We start from the raw sequence: 23,058 nt of genomic DNA on the forward strand, positions 1-23,058 counted from the left end.
CGTTCCATGCAGGTATCAAGTGCAAAGCATGCGTCTTGCGCCTTGCCTTGTCGAGACTCAGGCTATGCCGTCTGACCTTTGCACCAGGAGCGCCCGATGCCCGGATCCCCTTTGCCCCCTCAAGCCCGCTGGGCGCTGACCAGCCTGGCGCTGTCGATGTTGATGCCGTCACTGGACACCAGCATCGCCAACGCCGGATTACCCACCCTGGCCGCAGCGTTCGATGCGACGTTTCAACAGGTGCAATGGATCGTGCTGGCGTACCTGCTGGCGGTCACCACGTTGATTGTCAGCGTTGGACGTCTGGGCGATGTGTTCGGGCGGCGGCGATTGCTGTTGATCGGCATTGGCATTTTTACCAGTGCGTCGTTGTGTTGCGCACTGGCGCCGGGGTTGGGCTGGTTGATTGGCGCCCGGGCCGTGCAAGGCCTGGGCGCGGCAATCATGTTCGCCTTGACCGTGGCGCTGGTGGCGGATGCGGTGCCCAAAGCGCGGGCGGGCAGTGCGATGGGCCTGCTCGCGACGATGTCGGCCACCGGCACCAGCCTCGGGCCGTCACTGGGTGGTCTGTTGATCGCGCATGTCGGTTGGCCGTCGATCTTTGTCCTCAACGTGCCCTTGGGCCTGCTCAACGCGTGGCTGGTTTATCGCTATCTGCCGGCGGATCGGCCGGTGCGGGCGGGTGTTGCGTTTGATTATCTCGGCAGCGCAGTGTTGGTATTGACGCTGGCGGCCTATGCGCTGGCGATGACGCTGGATGGATTCACCCTGGTATTGCTGCTGTCGAGCGTAGGCGGGGCGGGGCTGTTTATTGCGGTCGAGATCAAAGCCAGAGCGCCGCTGATTCGTTTGTCTCTCTTCAGCGATGCGCGTCTGAGCAGCAGCCTTGCGCTGACATTGCTGGTGACGACGGTGATGATGACCACGCTGGTGGTCGGGCCGTTTTACCTGAGCCGAGGCCTGGGACTGGGCAGCACCGTGGTCGGCCTGGCGTTGTCAGTCGGGCCGCTGCTGGCCGCGTGCGGCGGGGTGCCGGCCGGGCGTCTGGTGGATCGCTTCGGTGCACGGCGTGTGGTGCCGGGGGCGTTGCTCGGGATGGTCGGGGGTTGCAGCTTGTTGGCGTTGTTGCCGATGCGTCTCGGCCTGCCGGGGTATCTGTTGCCGATGGCGGTGATTGCCAGCAGTTACGCGTTGTTTCAGGCGGCGAACAATACCGGGTTGATGGCGACGGTCAGTCAGGATCAGCGCGGCGTGGTGTCGGCCTTGCTCGGGCTGTCGCGCAATCTCGGACTGATCACCGGCGCGGCGGTCATGGGCGCGGTGTTTGCCTTCGCTACTGGCAACCCGACGCAAGCCCCGGCCGACGTCATCGGCAGTGGCTTGCACAGTACGTTCGGGGTTGCGGCGGCGCTGATGGTCATGGCCCTGATCGTCAGCTGGCGTGGCTACTCAAGATACTCGCCACCTGTTGCGGCTGGCAGTTGAGGTACGGCGAGGACTTCAGCCAGCGCTGATCCGGGTACCAGGAGAACATGAACTGGCCGTCCTTGAGTTTGTCGATCACCTGCCTTGCCACTTGCGGACGCACCGCCGGGCAACCCTGGCTGCGACCGATACGGCCCTGGCGCTTGCTCCACAGCGGATTCACGTAGTCGGCGGCGTGGATCACGATGGCGCGGTCGCGGGCCAGATCATTGAAGCCCGGCTCCAGACCGTCCATGCGCAGCGAATAACCATGGGTTCCCTCGTAACTTTCCTGGGTGCGGAACAGCCCGAGGCTGGACTGGTAACTGCCTTCGCGATTGGAGAACTGAGTGGCGAAGTTTTCCCCGGAATTCGAACCATGGGCGACCAGGTCGCGCAGCACCAGTTTCTGCCTGCTCAGGTCGAAGATCCACAGTCGGCGGGCGGTGGAGGGTTGCGAGTAATCGATGATCGCCAGATGGCGTGAGGGTCGCGCGCCATTGTTGACCGCGCATTGCATGGCGTTCAAGGCGCCTTTGAGCGCTTGGGGATTGAGTTCCGGCGCGGCGTGCGCGAGGCTGGTGAAGAGAACCGGCGATGGCTTGCCGGCGGCGAAAGCTGGGCTGCTCACGGCGACGACGGTCGCGCTGGTCAGCAGAAGTCGGCGCAAAAACGTCAACATTTATACAGTGTCCTCACTGGCTACTTATTTGGCACTTTGGCTCCTGACTCCCAGTCATACCCGACAGACCCCTGTTTCGGGCCTGACTGTTCAGCGCACCTGATGTAAGGTTGACCGTCAATGAGACGGCCACGGATTGGAGTAAAGCAGTTGTTCAAAAAGTACGCATGCTACTTGAGCATTTGTTTGCTCGCTGCGCCGTTTGTCGCTTGTGCCGATGAACCCTTGCCGCCGTTGCAGACCCTGCCGACGCCGCCGGCGCAAATGCCGGTCGAACCACAAAGTCCGCTGCAATCGGTGCTGATCGGTTTGCCTCAGGCATGCCCGGCGATTGCCGCACAGTTGAGTGGTCCGGCGCTGGCGCAACTGCAAACGTTCTACCAGCAGCAGGACTGGCTGCCGGTGTGGGCCAGTGAGTCCGGGCGTTTGCCAGCGTTGCGCGCGCAGTTGCAGCTGTTGGCCGACGATGGCCTCAATCCCAAGCGCTATCCGGTGGCCGTCAATCCGCCGCAGGACGGCGAGTTGTGCGCCGATATCGACATCAGCCGCTTTTATCTGCAAGCGCTGCAAGACCTGCATTTCGGGCGTCTGTTGCAGTCGCATTTCGAGCCGCTGTGGCATGCCGATGACACCCCGCGTGATCGTCAGGCTGAATTGCTGTCGATCGCCGTACCCGGCCTGCACGACATCAAAGCCGCGTTCGATCTGGCGCGTCCGCGTCTGGCGCAGTATCAAAGCCTGCGTCATCTCTACGCCAGCCAACGGCTGCAGGCCTTGCCGCACTGGCAGTCGGTGGGCAACGGCCCGCTGCTGCGCCCGGCGATGGAGGACAAACGCGTGCCGGAACTGGCCCAGCGCCTGTTCAACGAAGGCTATCTGACTCACGTCACCGGCACGCCCGGCAATGCCTATGAAGGCGTGCTGGTGGAAGCGGTGAAGAGCTTTCAGGCCAACCATTCGTTGCAGGCCGACGGGGTGGTCGGGCCGGGAACGATTGCCGAACTCAACATCAGTCCGCTGACGCGCCGCGAGCAGTTGCGGGTCAACCTCGAGCGTTTCCGCTGGCTGGCGCAGGACATGGAGCCCGACGGTTTGCTGGTCAACGTCGCCGCCGCCGAATTGACCCTGTATCAGGGCGGTGTGCCGGTCTGGCAGACCCGCACTCAGGTCGGTCGTGCCGAACGTCAGACCCCGCTGCTCAAATCCCGGGTTACGCGCCTGACCCTGAACCCGACCTGGACCGTGCCGCCGACCATCTGGAAAGAAGACAAACTGCCGGCGATCCGCAAGGATCAGACCTTCCTCAGCCGGCAGAACCTGCAAGTCCTCGACGCCCATGGCCAGCCGTTGGCCGCGGCGGATATCGACTGGGACAACCCCGGCAACATCATGCTGCGCCAGGAGGCCGGGCCACGGAATCCGCTGGGGCAACTGGTGATCCGCTTCCCCAATCCGTTCGCCGTGTACCTGCACGATACGCCGAGCAAGGCCCTGTTCGACAAAGGCCCGCGCGCCTTCAGCTCGGGCTGTGTGCGGGTCGAGCACCCGATGCAACTGCGTGACCTGCTGTTGACCCCGGCGGAACGTACGCGTACCGACACGTTGCTCGCCACCGGCAGCACCCACGAATTCCGCCTGTCGGCCCCGGTGCCGATCCTGATGACCTACTGGACGGCGCAGGTCGGCAAGGATGGGCAAGTGCGTTATGCGCCGGATATCTACAGCCGCGACAGTGCGCTGCTCGCCGGCCTCGACGGCGCACACTGACCGATCTCCGTAGGAGCTGCCGCAGGCTGCGATCTTTTAATCTTGATTTTGAAAGGCAAGGTCAAAAGATCGCAGCCTTCGGCAGCTCCTACAGGGTTTGTGTGATTCCGCAAGCTTGCGCAGCGTCTAGCCCCAGTGTCCCCGCAATCCCATGGGGCGAGACTTCGGAACCCGGCATGCAAGCGCTGTTGAACGAGATTCTTGACGCTGTCCGGCCCCTGATCGGGCAGGGCAAAGTGGCTGACTACATTCCCGCCCTCGGCACTGTGCCGGCCAATCAACTGGGCATCGCCGTGTACGGCAACGACGGCGAAATGTATTGCGCCGGCGATGCCGAGACGCCGTTCTCGGTGCAGAGTATTTCCAAGGTGTTCAGCCTGGTGCAGGCCATCGAGCATTCCGGCGAGGCGATTTGGGAGCGTCTGGGACACGAGCCGTCCGGCCAGCCGTTCAACTCGCTGGTGCAGCTGGAGTTCGAGCGCGGGCGTCCGCGCAATCCGTTCATCAACGCCGGGGCGCTGGTGATCTGCGACATCAACCAGTCGCGATTCGCCGCGCCGGCCCTGTCGATGCGTGACTTCGTGCGGCGCCTGTCGGGCAATCCACAGGTGATCGTCGACGGCAAGGTCGCCGAATCCGAATACCAGCACCGCGCCCGCAACGCGGCCATGGCGTACCTGATGCAATCGTTCGGCAACTTCCACAACGACGTCGAAGCGGTATTGCGCAGCTACTTCAGCCACTGCGCGTTGCGCATGAACTGTATCGACCTGGCGCGGGCGTTCTGCTTCCTCGCCAACGACGGGTTCTGCAAACACAGCGGCGAACAGATCCTCACCCGTCGCCAGACTCAGCAGGTCAACTCGATCATGGCCACCAGCGGTTTGTACGACGAGGCCGGCAATTTCGCCTATCGCGTCGGCCTGCCGGGCAAGAGCGGGGTCGGCGGCGGGATTGTCGCGGTGGTGCCGGGGCAATTCAGCGTGTGCGTGTGGTCGCCGGAACTCAACGCTGCCGGCAACTCGCTGGCGGGGATGGCGGCGCTGGAGATGCTCAGCTCGCGGATTGGCTGGTCGGTGTTCTGACCCAATCTTTCAAACACTGCAAGACTTTGTGGGAGCTGGCTTGCCAGCGATAGCGGTGGTTCAGCAACGTCAATGCCGGGCTTGCCGGCCTCATCGCTGGCAAGCCAGCTCCCACAGGTTTGCTGGTGTTTGTAGAAGGTGTGTTTCAGCGCAGAATCCGCTACATTTTCCGGCCGCCCCTCATATGGTGAATCCGCTTCATGTCTCTTGCGCTCGAACGTCTAGTCGCCGGCACGCCGATCCCTTTCGCTGGTAACCGCGTGACCTTGGTCAGCCCCGAACTGGCGGCGCGGTTTCAGCCCGGTGACCACCTTTTGGTCGAGCAGGTGAGTGGCGAGCTGTTGCTGATTCCGGTGGTCGATCAACAGGCCGCTGCGGTGGCCATCGAACGCGCTGAAGCGGCTTTCACTGCCTTGTCGGCGGTGACCGACCAAGCCATCAGTCGTTTCTTCGATCTGTTCGCCCAACGTCTGGAAACCCCGGAATGCTGGAGCCTGATCGAAGCGGCGAACCTGGCCGACATCGAACGCGCCAAGGCCCGTGGTCGCTCCACCACCCGGCTGCTCGCCGACGAGCGCATGCGCCGTGACATGATCGCCGGTCTGCGCGCCTGGCGTGATGCGCCGGCCACGCGCGGCAAGGTCATCAGCAGCGTCGAACACGACGGCTGGAAAGTCGAACAAGTGGTGTCGCCGCTGGGCATTGTGGCATTCGTGTTTGAAGGACGGCCGAACGTGTTCGCCGATGCCGCCGGCGTACTGCGCACCGGCAACACCGCGGTGCTGCGCATCGGCAGCGATGCATTGGGCACCGCGCAAGCGATCGTCACTCACGCGCTGAACCCGGCGCTGGCCGATGCCGGTCTGCCGGCGGGGGCGGTGTCGCTGGTGGAAAGCGTCAATCACGCCGCCGGTTGGGCGATGTTCGCCGACCGGCGTCTGTCGCTGGCGGTGGCCCGGGGTTCGGGGCGTGCCGTCAGCCAATTGGGCAGCATCGCCCAGCAGGCGGGCACGGCGGTCAGCCTGCATGGCACTGGCGGCGCATGGCTGATTGCCGATCGTGATGCCGATGCCACACGCTTCGCCGCCGTGGTGCGCAACTCGCTGGATCGCAAGGTCTGCAACACGCTGAACGTTTGCCTGATTCAACGCGACCGTGTCGCCGAACTGCTGCCGTTGTTCCTCGATGCGCTGAAGCAGGCCGGTAACGCACGTGGGCAGGGCTGCAAACTGCACATCGTCGCGGGCAGTGAAAGCTACCTGCCGGCCGAGTGGCAGAACACAACGGTCGAGGTCTATCGCGCCGAGGGTTATCAGACCGAGGCCTTGGCCGAAGCGCTGGCGGAGTCCGATTTGGGTCGCGAGTGGGAATGGGAAGAAACCCCGGAAGTCAGTCTGATGATCGTCGATGATCTGGATCAGGCGATCGCGCTGTTCAACCGCTACAGCCCGCAATTCACGGTGTCGCTGATCAGCGAGGATGCGGCGGCCCAGGAGCGTTTCTACAACGCGGTGAACGCGCCGTTTGTGGGTAACGGGATTACCCGTTGGGTCGATGGGCAGTACGCGTTGAACAAGCCGGAGCTGGGGCTTTCGAACTGGGAGAGCGGGCGCCTGTTTGCGCGCAGTGCGATTCTTTCGGGGGATGGGGTGTTTACGGTTCGTAGCCGTATGACTCAGATCGACCTCAGCGTAAAACGCTGATCTGAACACCAAACCTGTGGCGAAGGAGCTTGCTCCCGCTGGTCTGCGCAGCGGACCCAAATAAGCGAGGGCCGCTGCGCGCCCCAGCGGGAGCAAGCTCCCTCGCCACAGGGTTGCACTGTTCTCCTTCAGGCGGCTGCGCTGGTCTTTGCCAGCACCGCACACGTCGCCGGTTGCTCAGCCAGCGGTACAAACGTACGGCGATCCGCCGCCAGCGCATCGATTGACCCGGTCTCGATGTCATAGACCCAGCCATGCAGGTTCAGCAGGCCTTTCTCCTGGGCCAGGCGCACGCTCGGGTGGGTCTGAATGTTCGCCAGTTGCGCGATCACATTTTCCCGCACCATCGCACTCAATTTCGCCGCGTCATTGGCGTGCGGTCGTGCCTCGTTCACCACTTTCGCCGACTCGGCATGTTGCAGCCAGCCGCTGACGGCGGGCAGATGATCCATGCATTTGCACTGGGCAATCGCGGTCATCGCGCCGCAATCGGAGTGGCCGCAGATCACGATGTCAGTCACCCCAAGCACCGCCACCGCGTATTCCACCGTTGCCGAAACCCCGCCCGGATGCGGGCTGTAGGACGGCACGATATTGCCTGCGTTGCGGATCACGAACAGTTCACCGGGTTCTTGCTGAGTCAGCAGCTCCGGCACCACCCGGCTATCGGAACAGGTGATGAACAAGGTCCCGGGTTGTTGAGTGGTCGCCAAGTGTTTGAACAGTTCGGTGCGTTGCGGAAACGCCTCGTTCTGGAACTTCAGGAAGCCTTCGATCAGGTTTTTCATGGTGTTGTCCTCTCAGTTCGAACAGCCGGTGCCGAATTCGCTGTATTGAAGAATGTGTTTTGCGCCGTGGCTGTCGAGGTAGGTCATCTCGACCGGTACAACGCCGCAGACGTCGGCGACCGGGGTGATGCTCATGACTTCAGCAATATCCAGCGCCATGCCGTAGCGGTAGGCAATGGCCTCTTCATCAGCCTGGGCCTGGGCGGCGAGGCCGGCGAGCAGGGCCAGGGTCAACAGAATTTTGTGCATGGGGCAGCCTCCAGGTAGTTGGGGTGACGACTTGGCAATTGAGATTTGGATGGGCCCGCACCTCTGGTGCGGGCCGGGTGGATCAGAACGGACGCAGCGGCAGGAACTTGCCGTCGAGGGTGACCACGGCGCGGGAGCCGCCTTCCGGGTCTTCGACTTTCTTGATGTCGAGCTTGAAGTTGATGGCGCTGATGATGCCGTCGCCGAACTGCTCGTGGACCAGGGCTTTGAGGGTGGTGCCGTAGATCTGGATCATCTCGTGGAAGCGGTAGATGGTCGGGTCGGTCGGCACGCCGCTGAGGCTGCCGCGCAACGGGATGATTTGCAGGGCGGCAACGGCGTCGGCGTCCAGTTCAAGCTTGGCGCCGACCACTTGCGCGGCGTCTTGCGGCAAAGGGTGCTGGCCGAGCAGGGCCGCAGTGACGTAGGCCAGGCTCAGGCCGGTGTCGTCAGCCAGATCCTGCCACGACAGATTTTTGCGGGCCTTGATGTCGAGAATGCGGGTGGTCAGGGCCAGGCTGGCATCGTTGTAAGCGTGGGACTGTTGCATGGTGTCACTCCTTTCAAGGTTGGCTTGCTGTGTGGGAGCCATCTTCTGCCGGTTGATCCATAGCGTCCAAGACCGATATACAATGCTTCGCATAAGTCCTGCCTATAGATGGTGAGCCCGATGCTGTTGCGACATTTGCGTTATCTGCTGGCCGTGGCCGACCACGGCGGATTCACCCGGGCGGCGGAGGCGTTGCACGTGTCGCAGCCGACCTTGTCGCAACAGATCCGCCAACTTGAGGAAACTCTGGGGGTGGCCCTGTTCGATCGCACTTCGCGCACGGTCAAGGCCACCGATGCCGGCGAGGCTTACATTGAGTGCGCGCGGCGGGTGCTGGTGGAGCTGGAGGCGGGCAAGCGGGCGTTGCATGACGTGAAGGATCTGTCCCGTGGCAACCTGCGCCTGGCCATGACCCCGACCTTCATGGCGTATCTGGTCGGGCCGTTGGTGCGTGATTTCGCGGCGCGCTACCCGGGTATCCATCTGCAGATTTTCGAGCTGTCGATGGACGATATCGAAGCGGGACTGGCGGATGATTCGCTGGACATCGCGATTGCCTTTACCCCGGTGCGCCACCCCGATCTCGAGTGCATTCCGGCGTTTACCGAAACCCTGGGGGTCATGGTCGGGCGTGAACATCCGCTGTACGACAGCAGCGGGGTACTGACGTCGAGTGACCTTGCACAGCTGGATTTCGCCTTGCTGGCACCTGACTTCATTACCCGGTTATCAATCGATGAATATTTTCGTCAGTTGGGGATCACGCCGCAGGTGCACATCGAAGTGAACTCGGTGAGCACGTTGCTGGAGGTGGTGCGACATGCGTCGATGGCGACGATGTTGCCCGAGGCGATTGCGACTGAAGACCGCGCGTTGCGTCGCTTGAGCGTCGAGCATGAAGCGCCGCAGCGTGGAGCGACGTTGTTGCGGCGGCGCAATAATTACCACAGTGCGGCGGCAGTGGCGTTCATGAATCTGGTGCTGGAACTCAATATCCCCCTTTAGGCAGTTTCAGGGAGCAATAAAAAGGGCCTGCTTCTTTTGGAAGCAGGCCCTTTTTATTTATTGAAGTTATAACTCAGCAAAACCGGTCAATCACCCGAACTTCATTTTTGTTCTGCATCGAATCCCACGCCTGTTTCAGCGTCTGCAGCACATTGCCGATGAAGTCTTTATCGGCCGCAGCTTTTTTGCCGACATAACCGTGGCCACGGCGGTACATCTTCAGGCGGGCCAGCAGGTTCTGGTTGCTGCGGTCGAATTCTTCTTCACCAGCGTGGGGCGACAGGCAGTCGATATGCACCTGACCCGACTTGCTGATCCAGAGAATGTGGCTGTCGTGGCTGTCTTTTTGCGCCGCGAACATACGAGCCAGTTCTTCGATAGTAGGTTGATTGTTCAGATTCATGATGTTTGCCCCTTGACCAGTCTGGTGATCTTTCAAAGTTGATTCGCTAATACAGGTAGCCCATCGGTTAGTTGATCCCTGGCACCGAAACCAGGACGTCAGCGGTCGCCCGTGAGAAGTACGGGGTCATGCGTCTGTTGCATGTAGTCGTGTTGAATAACTGCTACGCAATAGCGTCACAACGAGGAGAAGCAGCGAAAACCGGGAGGCTCCTTGACGACGTTTTCAGGGTCGACCACAAGCGTCTTGAGAATTTTCGCCAGCGCTTCTCGTCCTTGTACTGGACGTTCAGGCCAGGTCAGCTTCTTCAATCTGCCTTGTGGGCAGCGTGTATCCGGAAAAAACAACTCGGCGGTCAGACGAGTTTGCTCAAGCGTGTTACCGATGTTCCCGATCGGGGAACGTCTTCATCATGCAAAAGCAAAACGACGCCGTCAACGGTTTTGTAGTGATTATTTTTGATCACTACATATTGTCGGACAAAGCTGTTTTGGAATGAGAAAAGTTCCGTTCAGGCAACGGACGCGGGGCTGTGAAAGAAGTAGAAGGTACAGGGATAACCGTCGACCGAACGCTGCTGGCGGACGAACTCACCACCGCTCAATTTGGGGATCAACCTGGCCCAGAAGTGCCGTGCAGGCAGGTTGGCGTCGATATGGAAAATCTGCCACTGACCGGGCAAACGGCTCAAGAGGGCAGAGACGACAAACTGCGCGACGCCTTGGCCACGGAAGCGTCGAGTGAGGAAGAAGTAGCCGATGTTGTGTTCGGCGCCGTCGATGTGGGTGTCGTTATCCACGGTCACGAAGCCGGCCAGTTCACCGCCGACGCGGATCAGGAACGGTTGGGTAGCGGGATTGCGCCAATAGTCGTCTTTCTGCTGAATACTGAAGAAGCCATGTCCGCCGAGTTTCAGTGGTAGCCATTGGCTGAAGTCGTACATGTAGAACTGCATGAGGTTTTCGATGGTTTGCAGTTCGTCGCGGTGGGCGGGGTGCAGTTCGATGGTGGGCATGGTCAATGAACTCCAAAAGGGAGACTTAAGAACCCTGTGGCGAGGGAGCTTGCTCCCGCTGGGGCGCGAAGCGGCCCTAAAACCTGCAATCGCGATGTTTCAGATAGACCATAGTTGCAGGATTGCGACTGCTGCGCAGCCGGGCGGGAGCAAGCTCCCTCGCCACAAAAGCCTATTTTGTTTTGCGTTGTGTGGTGCCAGAAGTTTTACTGCGCGTCGATTTACGCTTTTTCTTCCACGGCGCGGCAGCCTTGCCGGCCGGTGGCGGGCCGCTGATGGTCAGGTTCAGGGCCGAACAGCGGGTGACCTGCTTGCTCATCCACGCCGCCTGTTTGGTGACGAACTCTTCCAGGCTCATCTCGCCGCTCTGCACCATGTCCAGCGCCTGTTCCCAGATGGCGGTGGTGCCGGGATCGGCAATCGCCCGGGGCACGGCGTCGATAAGGCTGAAGGCCGCCGGGGTCGCGGCCAGCGCCTTGCCGTTCTTCACCAGATAACCTCGATCCAGCAGACCCTGAATGATCGAAGCGCGGGTCGCTTCGGTACCGATGCCGGTGGTGTCCTTGAGTTTCTGTTTGAGCAGCGGATCTTCCACCAGTCTGGCGACGTTCTTCATCGCCTTGATCAGATCACCCTCGGTGTAGGGCTTGGGCGGCTGGGTCCACAGATCCTTGAGGTTCACGCCGGCCACGGCGCAATCGATACCCTGGCTTAGCGCCGGCAGGGTTTGCGGGGCTGGCGCTTCACGGCCCTTGGCCGGGGCGAGGGCTTCAGGCAGGGCACGTTTCCAGCCCGGTTCGATGATCTGCTTGCCGACCGCGCGCAATGCTTCACCGGCGCAATCGAAATCGGCCTGGGTGCGATCGTATTCGTGGTTGGGCAGAAATTGCGCCAGATAACGCGCGCGAATCAGGGTATAGACCGCCCGGTGTTTGCTGCTCAGGCGTTCGAGATTTTTCGCCGCAGCCGTGGGGATGATGCCGTGGTGGGCGCTGACCTTGGCGTCGTTCCACGCTCGGGAGCGGCGCTGCGGGTCGAGGTGACCGTTCAGCGCGTCAAGGCTCGGGTCGGCCTGACGGAGTGCCGCAAGTATCCCCGGTGCTTCGCTGTGCTGGCTCAGCGGCAGAAAGCCGCAATCGCTGCGCGGGTAGGTGATGACCTTGTAGGTTTCGTAGAGGGCCTGGGCGATGTCGAGGGTTTCCTGGGCGCCGAGACCGAGTTTCTTCGAGCAGACTTCCTGCAGGGTGCCCAGATCGAAAGGCAGCGGCGCTACTTCGCGCATGCGTTCGGTGCGCAGCTTCATCACCCGCGCAGTGGCGGCATTGCTGATTGCCGCCGCCGCTTGTTGCGCCAGTGCCTGATTCAGACAGCGATCCTGATCGTCGCAAACGTCGTTGGGCGCACGCCATTGCGCAGTGAACCGCGTGCCGTCGTGCAGCAGTTGCACATCGATCGCCCAATACGGCACCGGGACGAAATCGGCGATGCTGCGGTCGCGATCCACCACCAGTCGCAACGTCGGCGTTTGTACCCGACCGACCGGCAGCACGCCCTGATAGCCGGACTGCCGGCCCAATAAGGTGAACAGGCGGCTCATGTTCATGCCGATCAGCCAGTCCGCCCGCGAGCGCCCCAGCGCCGAGTGATACAGGCTGAAGGTTTCCGCCCCCGGCTTCAGCGCGGCCAGGGCCTTGCGAATCGACGCTTCATCCAGCGCCGACAGCCACAAGCGCCGGATCGGCCCGCGATAGCGGCAGTGCTCGACCAGTTCCCGGGCAATCATCTCGCCCTCACGGTCGGCGTCGGTGGCGATGATCAGTTCGCTGGCCTCGCTGAGCAGGCGCTTGACCGCCTTGTACTGGCTGGCAGTGCGCGGCTTGACGGTCATTTTCCACTTGTCCGGGATGATCGGCAGATCCGCCAGTACCCAGCGTTTGTAGCGCGCGTCGTAGGCATCCGGCGGTGCGGTTTCCAGCAGATGGCCGATGCACCAGGTCACTGTGACGTCCGTTCCCAGCCAGCAGCCGTCGCCGCGACGCCTGGCGCCGAGCACGGCCGCAATGTCTTTGGCCTGGGAAGGTTTTTCACAGAGGTACAGCCGCATAACCACCGTCGTCAATCAGTTCACTGGAGGTGCACAGGATGGCCGCAGTTGGCGTCGGGGGCAACTTTTATCTGTATGGATATACAGATCAAAACGTTGCCGGGAATGACCGGTATTACCGGGACGTCGCGCACCACTATCGAGAAATCGAATGGTGCCGCGCTTGCCGGGCATGGCAGGTTCGTCGGGCCTTCAAGAAACGCGAGAGACAGGACGATCCCGCCAGATGATCGCCAACGTCCGAACGCACTGACTACTCTGAAACAAGGAAGTCCCACCATGGCTCAAGCCAAAGCAAAATCCAGCAGCGCCTATGACGAAGTGAACACCTTCAGCCACCTGTACGACCGTGGCGTCGGCCTGGTGAACGGCAAACCGTCGTTCACTGCCGACCAGGCGGCTGACGAAATCCTGCGCAAAAACCTGTCGTGGCACGACAAGAACGGCGACGGCAAAATCTCCCTGACCTACACCTTCCTGACCGAGAAACCGGCGAACTACAACCCCAACCTCGGCAATTTCAGCCAGTTCAGCGCTCAACAAAAGGCCCAGGCCGTGCTGTCGATGCAATCCTGGGCCGACGTGGCCAAGGTGACCTTCACCGAGGGTAAATGCGGCGACGGCCACATGACCTTCGGCAACTACGACGTCAGCACTGGCGGTGCGGCGTTCGCTTACCTGCCGAGCGGTGGCAGCTACGATGGCCAGTCGTGGTACCTGATCAACAACCAGTATCAGGTCAACAAGACCCCGGACACCAACAACTACGGGCGTCAGACCCTGACCCACGAAATCGGCCATACCCTCGGCCTGTCGCACCCGGGCGCCTATAACGCCGGCAACGGCAACCCGACCTACAACGACGCCAAATACGCCGAAGACACCCGTGGCTACAGCCTGATGAGCTACTGGAGCGAAGCCAACACCGACCAGAACTTCAGCAAGGACGGCAGCGGCGCCTACGCCTCGGCACCGCTGCTGGACGATATCGTCGCCGTGCAAAAACTCTACGGCGCCAACTATGAGACTCGCGCCGATAACACCACCTACGGTTTCGGCTCCAATACCGGGCGCGATTACTACAGCGCCAACTCGGCGTCGTCGAAGCTGGTGTTCTCGGTGTGGGACGGTGGCGGCGATGACACGCTGAACTTCTCCGGCTTCACCCAGAACCAGAAAATCAACCTCAATGAAGGTTCGTTCTCCGATGTCGGCGGGCTGGTCGGTAACGTGTCGATCGCCTATGGCGTGACCGTGGAAAACGCCGTTGGCGGTTCCGGCAATGACCTGCTGATCGGTAACTCGGCCGTCAACCATCTGTTCGGCGGAGCCGGCAACGACATCCTTTATGGCGGTGGCGGCGCGGATGTGCTGTGGGGCGGCGAGGGGGCGGACACCTTCGTGTTCGGTGCGGCCAGTGACTCGACCAACAACCAGCCGGACTGGATCATGGATTTCAAAAGCGGCGTGGACAAGATCGACCTCTCGGGCATCGCCGGTTTCGCCACGGGCGCGGCCACGCTGAACTTCGTCAGCGGTTTCACCGGCCATGCGGGCGATGCAATCCTGACTTATTACGCACAGAGTGGTCAGACCGGGCTGCTGATCGATCTGACGGGGCAGGGGGAGGTGGACTTTGCCGTAGGTGTGGTGGGGCAGGCGCTGGCGACGGATATCGTGGTTTGAGCTGATCCTGACTGACACCGATTCAGGGCAACTATCGTCCTGTGGCGAGGGAGCTTGTCGAATCGTCGCACCGTCCCGCTCGGCGGCGAAGCCGTCGCAAACTCGGAAATCGCGTTATACCTGACACACGCGATTCCTGGATTTAGGGCTGCTACGCAGCCCAGCGGGACGGTGCGACGATTCGACAAGCTCCCTCGCCACAGTTCATTTGTCCCTGGAGAAACCCCCATGAGCACCACCGGCCTCAACCCCGTCATCACCCTCGAAGAACTCCCCGGTTGCCTGCTGGTGAAATTCCACGGCATCCAGGTCGCGGCGTCCTCGCATGTGCTGGTCCTCCATGAGGCCAACTACCCGCCGGTGTACTACGTGCCCCGCGAGGACATCGACGAAAAATACTTCGCCCGCACCGACCACACCAGTTATTGCCCGTACAAGGGCGACGCCAATTACTTCAGCTTGCAAATACCGGGGCATGAGGCGGCGAATGCGGTGTGGACTTACGAAAATCCGAAAGTCTCGGTCGCGCCGATTCGTGACTACGTGGCGTTTTATCCGGATCAGGTGAAGTTTGAGGTGATCAAGGCGGATGCCTGACACGTAAATCTGTCACCGAGTAAATCACCTGTGGCGAGGGAGCTTGCTCCCGCTGGGTTGCGAAGCGACCCTAAACCCTGCAATTACAGTGCATCAGGTACACCACGGTTACAGGTTTTGCGACTGCTTCGCGGTCGAGCGGGAGCAAGCTCCCTCGCCACAGGTAAGCTCACTTGATCTGGAATCAGTTCTTATCGAGATCGATATTCTTCGTCTCCCGCAGACAAATCATCCCCACCACCAGGCTCACCCCGGTAATCAGCACCGGGTACCACAGCCCATAAAAAATATCCCCGGTGTACACCACCAGCGCGAACGACACCGTTGGCAGGAAACCGCCGAACCAGCCGTTGCCGATGTGATACGGCAGGGACATCGAGGTGTAGCGGATGCGCGTCGGGAACAGCTCGACCATCAGCGCGGCCAGCGGGCCGTAGCACATGGCCGAGATGATGATCAGCGCGACAATCAGTGCCACGATCATCGGTTTGTTGATCTGCTGCAGGTCGGCCTGTTGCGGGTAACCGGCGAGGGTGACGGCGCCGCGCAGGGCCGATTCGTCATAGCCGTCGATCCTCACGTCGCCGATGCTCACCTGCACGCCGCTGCCGGCCGGCGCTGCGGCGCTGGTATAGGGCAGGCCTTGCTTGACCAGGAAGGTCTTGACCTTGTCGCACGGGCTGTCGAATTTGGCCTTGCCCACCGGGTCGAACTGAAAGGTGCAGGTTGCTGGGTCCGCCAGTACAGTGATCGGCGCCTGACGGCTGGCCTGATCGATTGCCGGATTGGCGTAGTGGGCGAGGGATTTGAAAATCGGAAAGTACAGCGCCGTCGCCAGCAGCAAACCGAGCATCAACACCGGTTTGCGTCCGACCTTGTCCGACAGCTAGCCGAAAATGATGAAGAACGGCGCACCGATCACCACGCTGATGATCAGCAGGCTGTTGGCAACGGCCGGATCCATTTTCAGAAACTGGGTGAGGAAAAACAGCACGTAGAACTGCGCGGCGTAAAAGGTCACCGCTTGCCCGGCGTTGATGCTGAACAGCGCGATCAGCACGACCTTGAGGTTCTCCCATTGGCCGAAGGATTCGCGGATCGGCGCTTTCGAGGCTTTGCCTTGCTCTTTCATTTTCAGGTAGGCCGGCGACTCGTGCAGGCTCAGGCGGATCCAGGTGGAAATGCCCAGCAGCACGATCGACAGCAGAAACGGAATGCGCCAGCCCCAGACTTCAAACTGGTCACCGGTGAAGTACCGGCAACCGAGCACCACCAGCAGCGACAGCAGCAGGCCGAGGGTCGCGGTGGATTGAATCCAGCTGGTGTGGAAACCGCGCTTGCCGATGGGCGCGTGTTCCGCCACGTAGGTCGCGGCGCCGCCGTATTCACCGCCCAGCGCCAGGCCCTGGAGCATGCGCAGCACCACCAGAATGATCGGCGCGGCGATGCCGATGCTGGCGTAGTTCGGCAGCAGACCGACGCAGAACGTGGCGATGCCCATCAGGACGATGGTCGCGAGGAAGGTGTATTTGCGCCCGATCATGTCCCCCAACCGACCGAACACCAGCGCCCCGAACGGCCGCACGATAAACCCGGCGGCGAAGGCCATCAGCGCGAAGATGAACGCGGTGGTGTCGTTGACGCCGGCGAAGAACTGTTTGCTGATCACCGCCGCCAGGGCGCCGTAGAGGAAGAAGTCATACCACTCGAACACCGTCCCCAGCGACGAGGCGAAGATGACTTTCTGTGTGGCATTGCTGGTGCTGGCGCCGCTCGCGGCATCCAGCGGCTGAGCGTGTTCTGACATATCGGTATCCCTCACAGTGATTGTTTTTGTTGTTCCACTGGTGTTGCGCGCTGCCTTGAACGAATTACACGGTCCCCTGTAGGAGCTGCCGCAGGCTGCGATCTTTTGATCTTGTTCCTGATCTGAAAAAGCCAGGATCGCAGCCTGCGGCAGCTCCTACAGGATTTGGGCCAGTTCGGGGGTGGGTGTGCAGGTCCTGATCGGTGGGTTGAGGATCATCTGCGCCGCCTTCTCGGCAATCATCAGCGTAGGCGAACAGGTATTGCCCGAGGTGATGCGCGGCATGATCGAGGCGTCGGCGATGCGCAGGCTGGGCACGCCATGCACGCGCAGTTGCGCATCGACCACCGCGTCAGCGTCATTGCCCATGCGGCAGGTGCCGACCGGGTGGAAAATCGTCGTGCCGATTCGCGCCGCCGCTTCGTGCAGTTGCGCCTCGCTTTGCAGGCTGTCGCCGGGCAGATACTCCACCGGTTTGAACGCTTGCAGGGCCGGGGCGCTGACGATGCGGCGGGTGAGGCGGATCGCATCGGCGGCCACGCGCAAATCTTCCGGATGGCTGAGGTAGTTCGGTTGAATCAGCGGCGCGTCCTGAGGATTCGTCGAACGGATGTCGATCCGCCCACGGCTCTGCGGACGCAGATCACAGACCGACGCGGTGAACGCCGGGAAGCTGTGCAGCGGCTCGCCAAAGCGCTCCAGCGACAGCGGTTGCACGTGGTATTCAAGGTTTGCTGAAGTCTGCTCCGGCCCTGATCGGGCAAACGCGCCCAACTGACTCGTCGCCATCGACAGCGGCCCGCTGCGGTCATACAGATAACGCAGGCCCATGCCCATCTTGCCCCACAGGCTGCCGGCGATCTGATTCAACGTGCGGGCGTTTTGCAGTTTGTAGATCAGGCGCAATTGCAGGTGATCCTGCAGGTTGCCGCCAACCCCCGGCAGCTCATGAATCACGCCGATGCCGAGGTGTTCCAGCAACGGCCGCGGGCCGATTCCGGAGCGCTGCAGAATGCTCGGGGAACCGACGGCACCGGCGCAGAGGATGATTTCCTTGCGCGCCTTGAAGCTTTTCACCTGGCCTTCGTGACGCGCGCTGACTTTGCAAGCACGGCCGTTTTCCAGCAGCACCCGATCCACTTCAACCCCGGTCAGCACCGTCAGATTGGCCCGCTCGCGAATCGGTTTGAGAAATGCTTTCGCCGCGTTCCAGCGCACCCCGGCCTTCTGGTTGACCTGAAAGTAGCCGCAACCCTCGTTGTCGCCCTGGTTGAAGTCGTCGATGCTGGCGATGCCGCTCTGCTGCGCGGCGCTGCGAAACGCGTCGAGAATCGGCCATGACAACCGCTGTTGCTCAACCCGCCATTCACCCGTGGCACCGTGAAATTCAGCGGCGCCGGCAAAGTGGTTTTCGCTCTGTTTGAACAGTGGCAGCACGTCGTTCCAGGCCCAGCCCGGATTGCCCTCGGCCGCCCAGCCGTCATAGTCGCCGGCCTGGCCGCGCATGTAGATCATGCCGTTGATGGAGGAGCAGCCACCGAGCACTTTGCCGCGCGGGTAACTCAGGCTGCGACCCTGCAGGCCGGGTTGGGCTTCGGTCTTGAAGCACCAGTCGGTGCGTGGGTTGCCAATGCAGAACAGATAGCCAACCGGGATGTGAATCCACGCATAGTTGTCGCGTCCGCCGGCTTCGAGCAGCAACACCCGCTGCTGCTTGTCTGCCGACAATCGATTGGCCAGCAGGCAGCCGGCAGGTCCGGCACCGACCACGATGTAGTCGTATTCTTCAAGGGAAGTCTGCATTCCCTGACCTCGCTTTTTGTTTTTATTGTCGGACACTCTAGTTGTTAGCTTTCGTTAAAAGAATGTTAGTTTTTACCCAGCCGCTGTGCGTTTTCGAACAGCCTGGCTTGACCCTGGCTGACAAGGACACCCCATGTTCGACTGGAACGACCTGCGGTTTTTTCTGGAGTTGCAACGCAGCGGCCGCCTGCTCACGGCCGCCCGACGCCTGAACACCACTCACGCCACCGTCGCCAGGCACATCGAGGCCATCGAACGGAGCCTCGGCACCGCACTGTTCGTCCAGCATGCCCAAGGCTACGAAATGACCCCGGCGGGGGAGGCGCTGCTCAAGCACGCCGAGGCCATGGAAAACGTCGCGCTATTGGCCCAGGAAGAGATCACCCAATCCACCGCGCCGCTGGGCAAGATCCGCGTCGGCGTCACGGAAGGGCTGGGTATCAAATTTCTCGCCAGTCGAATGATCGGCCTGTTCGAACGCTATCCCGGCCTGGAGGTGGAGCTGGTGGCCGTGCCGCGGTTCGTCAGCATCCTCAACCGCGAGGCGGAAATCAGCATCCACCTCGAACGCCCGGCTGCCGACATGCTGGTCACGCGCAAGCTCACGGACTATCGGTTGGCGCTCTACGCCAGTCAGGCCTACCTCGACAAGGCACCGCCGCTACAGAGTCGCGAAGACCTCGCCCGGCATGCGTGGATCGGCTATGTGGATGATCTGCTGTTCAGCCAGGAGCTGATGTTTCTCAACAGTTTCTGCCGCAGCCCGCGCGTTGTATTCCACAGCACCAGCGTGATCGCCCAGCAGGAGGCGGCGCGCTCGGGCCTGGGGATTGCTGTGTTGCCCTGCTATATGGCGGCGTCGGATCCGGATCTGCGGCTGTTGCTGCCGGAGGAGCGTATTGAGCGCAGTTACTGGATCAGCACCCGGCGCGAGCTGCACAAATCGGTGCGGCTGCGGGTGGTCTGGGATTATGTGGTGGGGCTGTGCGAGGCGGAGCAGGGGCTGCTCAGCGGTAAACACTGACACCTCAAGGGTTTTTCACCCGGCTCGAGATTTCACCGATCTGGATCAATATTTCCCCTTGAAATATCACCTAACTTAAAAGATCCAGGCCCTTGTTGCGGTATCGACTACAGTGCTCCGGTGCGCGATTTGCTGCGCTGATGGAGTAGCCCGGCAGCCCCCACCAACAATCACAACGGGTCGCCAGGCAGAGTGCAGCAAGGAGCTGACGTAGAACTCCCCCTGAAACTTTTCACGGATGAACATCGTAATGCACTGCCTCGAACGCACCTTTGATATCCAGCCCCTGACCCAGGCGGATATGACTGTCCACATCAACGGCCAACCGGTTAGCGCGGCCATCGGTGAAACGGTCCTCAGCGTTATCCAGTCCCTCGGTGTGCGCCAGGTCGCACGTAACGATCATGACCAGATCAGCGGCGCCTATTGCGGCATGGGCGTGTGCCAGTGCTGCCTGGTGAAAATCAACGGTCGGCACAAGCGCCGAGCCTGCCAGACGGTGGTGCGCGACGGTATGCGGATTGAAACCCAGGTCAACCGCATCAACGAGCAGGAGGTTGTATGAGCCTGCAACCGGTGATCGTCGGCGGTGGTCCGGCGGGGATGGCGGCGGCCATCGAACTGGCGCGCCATGGCGTGCGCTGTACCTTGCTCGAAGAGGCTTCGCGCCTCGGTGGGGTGGTCTATCGCGGGCCGTTGCGTGACGGCGTGCAACTGGATTACCTCGGGCCACGTTATTCCGAAGCCCTGAGCAAACTGCACGGTGATTTTCAGCAACAGGCCGGGCTGATTGACGTGCGCCTGAATCACCGCGTGGTCGGCGCCGAAGGCACCCGTGCCCTGGTGGTGCTGGATGGCGATGAGCAACTGCATGAGATCGATTATCCGCAATTGCTGCTGGCCGCCGGTTGTCACGAACGCAGCGTGCCGTTTCCCGGCTGGACCCTGCCGGGCGTGATCATGCTCGGCGGCCTGCAACTGCAAATCAAAAGTGGCGTGGTCAAGCCGCAGGGACCGGTGGTCATCGCCGGTACCGGGCCGTTGCTGCCGCTGGTGGCAACGCAGCTGCACGCGTCCGGCGTCAAGGTCGCGGGCGTGTACGAAGCCTGCGCCTTCGGCAAGATCGCCCGCGAAAGCCTGGCGTTGCTGAACAAGCCGCAGCTGTTCCTCGATGGTTTGAGCATGCTCGCTTACCTGAAACTGCACGGCATCCCGATGAACTACGGCTGGGGCGTGGTCGAAGCTCACGGCGACGGCGAGCTGAAGAGCGTCAGCGTGGCACCGTACTCGGCCGCCTGGGAGCCGGACCTGACACGCATCGAGCGCTTCGAAGCGCAGACCCTGGCGGTCGGTTACGGTTTTATCCCGCGCACCCAGCTCAGTCAGCAGATGGGCCTCGACCACGGTTTCAGCGACGACGGTTACCTGCGCGCCAATGCCAACAGCTGGCAACAAAGCAACGAGCCGCATGTGCACCTGGCCGGTGACATGGGCGGCATTCGCGGCGGTGAAGCGGCGATGCTCGCCGGCAGAATCGCTGCCACCTCGATCCTGCTGCAACGCGGGATTATCGAAGAGGATCTGGCACGGGTACGCCGCGACCGTTATTTGGGCAAACTCAAATCCATCGTGCGCTTTCGTGCGGCTGTCGACCGCTACACCGAACGCGGTGTCGGCCAGACCGCTTTGCCGGCTGCCGATACGGTGATCTGCCGCTGTGAACATGCGACCCGCGCGGACATTGATCTGGCGCTGGAGCAAGGCGTGCAGGACATCGCCAGCCTGAAGATGCGCACCCGCGTCAGCATGGGCGATTGTCAGGGCCGGATGTGCGTCGGCTACTGCAGCGATCGCCTGCGCCAGGCGACCGGGCGCAAGGACGTTGGCTGGTTGCGCCCGCGTTTCCCGATCGATCCGATTCCTTTTTCCGCGTTCCAGTCCGGCGGCACGGAGGCCGTTTCCCATGAGTAAGTTCTATGACGTGATCATTGCCGGCGGCGGCGTGATCGGGGCGTCCTGCGCCTATCAATTGTCCAAGCGCGAGAACCTCAAGGTGGCGTTGATCGACGCCAAACGCCCGGGCAACGCAACCCGCGCTTCGGCCGGCGGCTTGTGGGCCATCGGCGAGTCGGTGGGACTGGGCTGCGGGGTGATTTTCTTCCGGATGATGTCGGCCAACCGCAAACGCGAAACCCAGGGCGCGGCCGTGGCGGTGGACGCCAGCACGCCGCATATCCTGCCGGAGTCGTTCTTCGATTTCGCCCTGCAGTCCAACGCGCTTTACCCGGCGTTGCATCGCGAGCTGAAGGACAAGCACGGGATGGATTTCAAGTTCGAAAAGACCGGGCTGAAGTTCGTCATATATGACGACGAAGACCGGCTCTACGCCGAGCACATTGTCAGCTGCATTCCGCATCTGGCCGATCAGGTGCGCTGGCTCGATCAGGCTGCATTGCGCGAAGCCGAGCCGAGCGTCAGCCATGAGGCTCGTGGGGCACTGGAATTTCTCTGCGACCACCAGGTCAGCCCGTTCCGTCTCGCCGATGCCTACATGGAAGGTGCGCGGCAGAACGGCGTCGACATCTTCGTCAATACCAACGTCACTGGCGTGTTGCACCACGGCAGCCGCGTGACCGGCGTGCAGACGGCCGAAGAGGGCGTGTTCCACTGCAAAACCCTGATCAACGCCGGCGGCGCCTGGGCGGCGGATTTGAGCGAGTGGGCCACCGGTGTGCGGATTCCGGTGAAGCCGGTCAAGGGCCAGATCCTGCTGACCGAACGCATGCCGAAAATCCTCAACGGTTGCCTGACTACCAGCGACTGCTATGTGGCGCAGAAGGACAACGGCGAGATCCTGATCGGCAGCACCACCGAAGACAAAGGCTTCGACGTCACCACCACCTACCCGGAAATCGCCGGACTGGTGCAGGGCGCGGTGCGCTGCCTGCCGGAACTCAAGGACGTCAACCTCAAGCGCACCTGGGCCGGATTGCGTCCGGGCTCGCCGGATGAACTGCCGATCCTCGGGCCGATGCGTGGGGTGGAGGGGTATCTGAATGCCTGCGGACACTTCCGCACCGGCATCCTGACCTCGGCGATTACCGGGGTGCTGCTCGACAAACTGGTCAACCAGGAAGCGCTGCCGCTGGATATCACACCGTTCCTGGCAGATCGGTTTGAGGTGGCACCGGTCAAGCAAGCGCTGGAGTTAGAGCTGGCCTGATCCAATACCCTGTAGGAGCAGCCTGCGGCAGCTGCTACAGGGTTTTCGGTCGTTCACTAAACCTGTGGGAGCGGGCTTGCCCGCGAAGGCGTCAGTGCTGTCG

19 protein-coding genes and 1 pseudogene are annotated in these 23,058 nt (G+C 61.7%); 11 read left to right on the top strand and 9 right to left on the bottom strand.

Annotated elements, in window-relative coordinates:
- The first annotated feature begins 96 nt into the window (after nucleotides 1-96).
- The gene (locus B1722_RS11970; protein WP_041073404.1) at nucleotides 97-1,485 is read left to right on the top strand and encodes an MFS transporter; all 1,389 of its coding nucleotides are present in this window, start codon (nucleotides 97-99) and stop codon (nucleotides 1,483-1,485) included.
- On the opposite strand, the gene B1722_RS11975 is transcribed toward B1722_RS11970, so the two are convergent.
- Nucleotides 1,433-2,146, bottom strand: a complete 714-nt coding sequence (locus B1722_RS11975) for a murein L,D-transpeptidase catalytic domain family protein (protein WP_041073402.1) — start codon at nucleotides 2,144-2,146, stop codon at nucleotides 1,433-1,435. The genes B1722_RS11970 and B1722_RS11975 overlap by 53 nt on opposite strands.
- 150 nt (nucleotides 2,147-2,296) lie before the next feature.
- Here B1722_RS11975 and B1722_RS11980 point away from each other — a divergent pair, with 150 nt between their 5' ends.
- The 3 genes from B1722_RS11980 to B1722_RS11990 all read left to right on the top strand — a co-directional run bounded on the left by B1722_RS11980 (nucleotide 2,297) and on the right by B1722_RS11990 (nucleotide 6,701).
- On the top strand, nucleotides 2,297-3,913 hold the full coding sequence (locus B1722_RS11980) for a murein L,D-transpeptidase (protein WP_041073401.1): 1,617 nt from the start codon (nucleotides 2,297-2,299) through the stop codon (nucleotides 3,911-3,913).
- Between the two features lie 176 nt (nucleotides 3,914-4,089).
- Nucleotides 4,090-4,998 carry a glutaminase B gene (glsB, locus tag B1722_RS11985; protein ID WP_027611723.1) on the top strand — a complete coding sequence of 303 codons (909 nt, stop codon included), beginning with the start codon at nucleotides 4,090-4,092 and terminating at the stop codon, nucleotides 4,996-4,998.
- A gap of 200 nt (nucleotides 4,999-5,198) precedes the next feature.
- Nucleotides 5,199-6,701 carry an aldehyde dehydrogenase family protein gene (locus B1722_RS11990; protein WP_041073399.1) on the top strand — a complete coding sequence of 501 codons (1,503 nt, stop codon included), beginning with the start codon at nucleotides 5,199-5,201 and terminating at the stop codon, nucleotides 6,699-6,701.
- A 128-nt stretch (nucleotides 6,702-6,829) separates the two neighbouring features.
- Here the strand turns inward: B1722_RS11990 and B1722_RS12000 are convergent, their stop codons facing one another.
- The 3 genes from B1722_RS12000 to cynS form a co-directional block, all read right to left on the bottom strand.
- On the bottom strand, nucleotides 6,830-7,489 hold the full coding sequence (locus B1722_RS12000) for a carbonic anhydrase (protein ID WP_041073397.1): 660 nt from the start codon (nucleotides 7,487-7,489) through the stop codon (nucleotides 6,830-6,832).
- A 12-nt stretch (nucleotides 7,490-7,501) separates the two neighbouring features.
- Nucleotides 7,502-7,738 (bottom strand): DUF2790 domain-containing protein, encoded by a 237-nt coding sequence (locus B1722_RS12005; protein WP_041073394.1) that lies wholly within the window; start codon nucleotides 7,736-7,738, stop codon nucleotides 7,502-7,504.
- 82 nt (nucleotides 7,739-7,820) lie between these two features.
- Nucleotides 7,821-8,288 (bottom strand): cyanase, encoded by a 468-nt coding sequence (gene cynS, locus B1722_RS12010; RefSeq protein ID WP_041073392.1) that lies wholly within the window; start codon nucleotides 8,286-8,288, stop codon nucleotides 7,821-7,823.
- Between the two features lie 120 nt (nucleotides 8,289-8,408).
- Between cynS and cynR the strand changes: the two genes are divergently transcribed.
- Complete coding sequence (cynR, locus tag B1722_RS12015) at nucleotides 8,409-9,293, top strand: transcriptional regulator CynR (RefSeq protein WP_041073391.1); 885 nt, start codon at nucleotides 8,409-8,411, stop codon at nucleotides 9,291-9,293.
- Nucleotides 9,294-9,366: 73 nt separating this feature from the next.
- Here the strand turns inward: cynR and B1722_RS12020 are convergent, their stop codons facing one another.
- The 3 genes from B1722_RS12020 to B1722_RS12030 form a co-directional block, all read right to left on the bottom strand.
- Nucleotides 9,367-9,696 (bottom strand): hypothetical protein, encoded by a 330-nt coding sequence (locus B1722_RS12020; protein ID WP_041073389.1) that lies wholly within the window; start codon nucleotides 9,694-9,696, stop codon nucleotides 9,367-9,369.
- Nucleotides 9,697-10,207: 511 nt separating this feature from the next.
- Nucleotides 10,208-10,711 (bottom strand): GNAT family N-acetyltransferase, encoded by a 504-nt coding sequence (locus B1722_RS12025; protein ID WP_041073387.1) that lies wholly within the window; start codon nucleotides 10,709-10,711, stop codon nucleotides 10,208-10,210.
- A 172-nt stretch (nucleotides 10,712-10,883) separates the two neighbouring features.
- Nucleotides 10,884-12,815 (bottom strand): DNA topoisomerase III, encoded by a 1,932-nt coding sequence (locus tag B1722_RS12030; RefSeq protein WP_086792641.1) that lies wholly within the window; start codon nucleotides 12,813-12,815, stop codon nucleotides 10,884-10,886.
- 279 nt (nucleotides 12,816-13,094) lie between these two features.
- Between B1722_RS12030 and B1722_RS12035 the strand changes: the two genes are divergently transcribed.
- Together B1722_RS12035 and B1722_RS12040 are read left to right on the top strand one after the other, a co-directional pair.
- On the top strand, nucleotides 13,095-14,501 hold the full coding sequence (locus B1722_RS12035; protein WP_086792643.1) for a serralysin family metalloprotease: 1,407 nt from the start codon (nucleotides 13,095-13,097) through the stop codon (nucleotides 14,499-14,501).
- Nucleotides 14,502-14,729: 228 nt separating this feature from the next.
- The gene (locus tag B1722_RS12040) at nucleotides 14,730-15,098 is read left to right on the top strand and encodes a DUF427 domain-containing protein (RefSeq protein ID WP_041073381.1); all 369 of its coding nucleotides are present in this window, start codon (nucleotides 14,730-14,732) and stop codon (nucleotides 15,096-15,098) included.
- Nucleotides 15,099-15,282: 184 nt separating this feature from the next.
- Here B1722_RS12040 and B1722_RS12045 read toward each other — a convergent pair.
- Nucleotides 15,283-16,905 (bottom strand): annotated as a pseudogene (locus B1722_RS12045) (MFS transporter).
- Nucleotides 16,906-17,061: 156 nt separating this feature from the next.
- Nucleotides 17,062-18,708 carry a GMC family oxidoreductase gene (locus tag B1722_RS12050; RefSeq protein WP_086792645.1) on the bottom strand — a complete coding sequence of 549 codons (1,647 nt, stop codon included), beginning with the start codon at nucleotides 18,706-18,708 and terminating at the stop codon, nucleotides 17,062-17,064.
- Between the two features lie 133 nt (nucleotides 18,709-18,841).
- Here B1722_RS12050 and B1722_RS12055 point away from each other — a divergent pair, with 133 nt between their 5' ends.
- The 4 genes from B1722_RS12055 (at nucleotide 18,842) to hcnC (ending at nucleotide 22,955) form a co-directional block, all read left to right on the top strand.
- Nucleotides 18,842-19,732 carry a LysR family transcriptional regulator gene (locus B1722_RS12055; RefSeq protein ID WP_041073375.1) on the top strand — a complete coding sequence of 297 codons (891 nt, stop codon included), beginning with the start codon at nucleotides 18,842-18,844 and terminating at the stop codon, nucleotides 19,730-19,732.
- Between the two features lie 250 nt (nucleotides 19,733-19,982).
- Complete coding sequence (locus B1722_RS12060; protein WP_041073555.1) at nucleotides 19,983-20,297, top strand: (2Fe-2S)-binding protein; 315 nt, start codon at nucleotides 19,983-19,985, stop codon at nucleotides 20,295-20,297.
- On the top strand, nucleotides 20,294-21,703 hold the full coding sequence (gene hcnB / locus B1722_RS12065) for a cyanide-forming glycine dehydrogenase subunit HcnB (RefSeq protein WP_086792647.1): 1,410 nt from the start codon (nucleotides 20,294-20,296) through the stop codon (nucleotides 21,701-21,703). The genes B1722_RS12060 and hcnB overlap by 4 nt, the downstream gene beginning before the upstream one ends.
- Nucleotides 21,696-22,955 carry a cyanide-forming glycine dehydrogenase subunit HcnC gene (gene hcnC / locus B1722_RS12070; protein WP_086792649.1) on the top strand — a complete coding sequence of 420 codons (1,260 nt, stop codon included), beginning with the start codon at nucleotides 21,696-21,698 and terminating at the stop codon, nucleotides 22,953-22,955. The genes hcnB and hcnC overlap by 8 nt, the downstream gene beginning before the upstream one ends.
- The last annotated feature ends 103 nt before the right edge of the window (nucleotides 22,956-23,058 follow it).

Origin of the sequence: Pseudomonas sp. SCPG-7 (genome assembly GCF_002156405.1) — a bacterium.
GTDB lineage: Bacteria > Pseudomonadota > Gammaproteobacteria > Pseudomonadales > Pseudomonadaceae > Aquipseudomonas > Aquipseudomonas parakoreensis.

What these genes read in the sequence shown, in the direction of transcription:
- B1722_RS11970 (WP_041073404.1), top strand. Translation starts at nt 97, where the DNA reads ATGCCCGGATCCCCTTTGCCCCCTCAAGCCCGCTGGGCGCTGACCAGC.
- B1722_RS11975 (WP_041073402.1), bottom strand. Translation starts at nt 2,146, where the DNA reads ATGTTGACGTTTTTGCGCCGACTTCTGCTGACCAGCGCGACCGTCGTC.
- glsB (WP_027611723.1), top strand. Translation starts at nt 4,090, where the DNA reads ATGCAAGCGCTGTTGAACGAGATTCTTGACGCTGTCCGGCCCCTGATC.
- B1722_RS11990 (WP_041073399.1), top strand. Translation starts at nt 5,199, where the DNA reads ATGTCTCTTGCGCTCGAACGTCTAGTCGCCGGCACGCCGATCCCTTTC.
- B1722_RS12000 (WP_041073397.1), bottom strand. Translation starts at nt 7,489, where the DNA reads ATGAAAAACCTGATCGAAGGCTTCCTGAAGTTCCAGAACGAGGCGTTT.
- B1722_RS12005 (WP_041073394.1), bottom strand. Translation starts at nt 7,738, where the DNA reads ATGCACAAAATTCTGTTGACCCTGGCCCTGCTCGCCGGCCTCGCCGCC.
- cynS (WP_041073392.1), bottom strand. Translation starts at nt 8,288, where the DNA reads ATGCAACAGTCCCACGCTTACAACGATGCCAGCCTGGCCCTGACCACC.
- cynR (WP_041073391.1), top strand. Translation starts at nt 8,409, where the DNA reads ATGCTGTTGCGACATTTGCGTTATCTGCTGGCCGTGGCCGACCACGGC.
- B1722_RS12020 (WP_041073389.1), bottom strand. Translation starts at nt 9,696, where the DNA reads ATGAATCTGAACAATCAACCTACTATCGAAGAACTGGCTCGTATGTTC.
- B1722_RS12025 (WP_041073387.1), bottom strand. Translation starts at nt 10,711, where the DNA reads ATGCCCACCATCGAACTGCACCCCGCCCACCGCGACGAACTGCAAACC.
- B1722_RS12030 (WP_086792641.1), bottom strand. Translation starts at nt 12,815, where the DNA reads ATGCGGCTGTACCTCTGTGAAAAACCTTCCCAGGCCAAAGACATTGCG.
- B1722_RS12035 (WP_086792643.1), top strand. Translation starts at nt 13,095, where the DNA reads ATGGCTCAAGCCAAAGCAAAATCCAGCAGCGCCTATGACGAAGTGAAC.
- B1722_RS12040 (WP_041073381.1), top strand. Translation starts at nt 14,730, where the DNA reads ATGAGCACCACCGGCCTCAACCCCGTCATCACCCTCGAAGAACTCCCC.
- B1722_RS12050 (WP_086792645.1), bottom strand. Translation starts at nt 18,708, where the DNA reads ATGCAGACTTCCCTTGAAGAATACGACTACATCGTGGTCGGTGCCGGA.
- B1722_RS12055 (WP_041073375.1), top strand. Translation starts at nt 18,842, where the DNA reads ATGTTCGACTGGAACGACCTGCGGTTTTTTCTGGAGTTGCAACGCAGC.
- B1722_RS12060 (WP_041073555.1), top strand. Translation starts at nt 19,983, where the DNA reads ATGCACTGCCTCGAACGCACCTTTGATATCCAGCCCCTGACCCAGGCG.
- hcnB (WP_086792647.1), top strand. Translation starts at nt 20,294, where the DNA reads ATGAGCCTGCAACCGGTGATCGTCGGCGGTGGTCCGGCGGGGATGGCG.
- hcnC (WP_086792649.1), top strand. Translation starts at nt 21,696, where the DNA reads ATGAGTAAGTTCTATGACGTGATCATTGCCGGCGGCGGCGTGATCGGG.